The organism is Sphingomonas sp. (genome assembly GCF_025362505.1).
In the GTDB taxonomy this organism is placed as follows: Bacteria; Pseudomonadota; Alphaproteobacteria; order Sphingomonadales; family Sphingomonadaceae; genus Sphingomicrobium.
Genome location: NZ_JANYGG010000118.1, coordinates 1 through 2,480, shown reverse-complemented (window position 1 = coordinate 2,480; position 2,480 = coordinate 1). Strand labels below are relative to the sequence as shown.

The window sequence follows — 2,480 nt, the reverse complement described above, 5'->3', positions numbered from 1 at the left end:
CTGCCGTGACTCTTGGGAAAATACGGCTCAAGCCGCGCCATCTGCTCGTCCGTCAGCCAGTACAGGTTGCTCATGCTCCGTCTCCTTGCGGAGCCTGAATCAGATCGCGCCTCTCAAATCAATGGGTCCTGACCCTAGCGCGCCATCGTCTGCCTGCCCGCTCGCGAGCAACTGGAACGAGTCGTCGCGGTCTTTCTGCGGGAACGGCATCGCCCCCCAGCCAGGCGCGATCCCGCGCTGGTCGGCCTCGATCCAGATCTGGAACAGGGTCGTTTCCTCGTCCTCGAGATTAAAATCCGAATGGGTCACCCCGGTACCCGCGCTCATCACCTGGACGTCGCCGGCGCCGGTGCGGCCCTTGTTGCCAAGCGAATCCTCGTGAGTGATCGCGCCGGAGCGAACATAAGTGACGATCTCCATGTCGCGGTGCGGGTGCGGCGGGAAGCCCGACCTGGCCGCGATGCGATCGTCGTTCCACACCCGGATCGCGCCCCAGCCCATCCGGGCAGGATCGTAATAGTCGGCGAAGCTGAAGTGGTGGCGGGCGTCGAGCCAGCCGTGGTCGGCGTGGCCAAGCGATGCGAAGGGGCGAATGTCGATCATGAACGCAAGGTGGGGAGACCCTGCCGGCGATCAAGAAGTATCAGTGCTGTAATCGCAGCGCCCGGGCGTAATGCGCTGCCTTGGTGACATAATGCTCGGCCGAGACGAGCAGGGCGGCGCGTTCATCATCAGTTAGCGCGCGGATTGCTCTCGCCGGGCTTCCGACGATCAGCAGCCCCGGCTCGAATCTTTTCCCCTCGGTCACCAGCGCGCCGGCCCCGACCAGGCAGCCCTCGCCGATCACCGCGCCGTTGAGCACCCGCGCACCCATCCCGACCAGCGCGCCATCGTGGACCGTACAGCCGTGGAGGATCGCCGAATGGCCAACGGTGACGCGGGCGCCGATCGTCAGCGGCGCATCGGGATCGCTATGGCCGATGGCGCCATCCTGGATATTGCTGTCCTCGCCGATCAGGATCGGGGTGTTGTCGGCGCGGATGACGGCGCCGAACCAGACACTCGCCCGCGCAGCCAGCCGCACATCGCCGATCAAGTCAGCCGACGGCGCGACCCACGCGCCGGGGGCAAGGGAAGGCGATAGCTTATCGAGCGAGTAAATCGGCATTGTCCCGGACTAGCCGTGCGCCGCATGGACCGCCAGCCCCGAGAATTCGAACCATCAGGATACCGGTGGCGACGAGCTTCATTGCCCCCGTCACAATTCACTTGGGTCAGGCGGGCCCACTTGTATCGCTTGTGAAACGCTCGGGGAGGCTTCACCATGCTAAGCTGGGAGGGCGCGGGTTTGCAAATCGAATCGCGTCGATCATGGGGGAAGTAAAATGAACCAGTCGACAGCGCAACGCGCTTGCAACACTGCCATTCGGGGCACCGCCCTCGCGCTCGCCTGGACGCTGGCGACGACGGCAGCCTCGGCCCAGACGTCCGCTCAGGCCAGCGCCCCCGCACGGGCGGCGTCGACCTCGCCCACCGACATCATCGTCACCGCCCAGCGCCGCGAGCAGAAGCTGCAGGACGTCGGCATCTCGGTCACCGTGCTCAACAGCAAGGCATTGTCGACGCTCAATATCACCAACGCGACCGATATCGTCCGGGCTATTCCGAACCTGAAATACAACGCCTATTCGTCATCGCAGGTCGTGTTCAACATCCGCGGCGTGTCGCAAAACGACTATGGCGACCAGCAGGAACCCCCGGTCGCGGTCTATCAGGACGACTCCTACGCGAGCTCGATCAACACCGCGAGCTTCCCGATCTTCGATCTTGCCCGGGTCGAGGCGCTGCGCGGGCCGCAGGGCACACTGTTCGGTCGCAACGCCACTGGCGGCGCCATCCAATTTGTCTCGAACCAGCCGACCGACACCACTGGCGGCTACATTACTGGCACCTATGGCCGATATAACCAGACGATCGTCGAGGGCGCGCTGTCAGGGCCGTTGTCCGACCAGCTGAAGGTCCGGGTTTCGGGCATTTTTGACCGCGACGACGGCTACATCAAGAATATCACCCCCGGCCAGAAAGATCGCGGCGCCAACAATCATTGGGCGTTGCGCGGCATTGCCCAGTGGCAACCCTCGAGCGATTTCAAGGCAAAGCTGACGTTGCGCTATGCCAAGGCGGACAAGGAGCGACAGGCCGGCAACTACACACTGGCACCGGCCTGCCCGAATGCGCAGTTCCAGGGCGAATTCCTGCCCGCAAACCAGGTCTGCGACTATTGGGCGGGCTATAATAATGGCACGCCCGGATCGGTCGGCAATGGTTACACCAATCCTTCGATCACCCCGTCACAGGGCGGCGATCCCTGGAAGACCGCCGGGACCGGAGCGGCCTATGTCGACCGCGAACAGTTTGCAGCCACGCTGCGGCTCGACGCCACGCTGGGCGCATTCGATCTTGTGTCGATCTCCGACTAC

General features: G+C 63.9%; 2 protein-coding genes and 1 pseudogene. 1 reads left to right on the top strand and 2 read right to left on the bottom strand.

The window, feature by feature from the left end; genetic code table 11:
- Positions 1 to 144: 144 nt before the first annotated feature.
- A pseudogene (locus tag Q0R27_RS11670) lies at positions 145 to 603 on the bottom strand (pirin family protein); the annotation flags it as partial.
- A gap of 40 nt (positions 604 to 643) precedes the next feature.
- Entirely contained in the window at positions 644 to 1,168 is a 525-nt protein-coding gene (locus Q0R27_RS11665) for a gamma carbonic anhydrase family protein (protein WP_293944958.1), read from the bottom strand.
- Positions 1,169 to 1,385: 217 nt separating this feature from the next.
- Between Q0R27_RS11665 and Q0R27_RS11660 the strand changes: the two genes are divergently transcribed.
- The coding region (locus Q0R27_RS11660; RefSeq protein WP_293944955.1) for a TonB-dependent receptor plug domain-containing protein at positions 1,386 to 2,480 on the top strand (1,095 nt) is incomplete at its 3' end.

Coding starts and splice junctions, on each gene's coding strand:
- Q0R27_RS11665 (WP_293944958.1), bottom strand. CDS start 1,168: ATGCCGATTTACTCGCTCGATAAGCTATCGCCTTCCCTTGCCCCCGGC.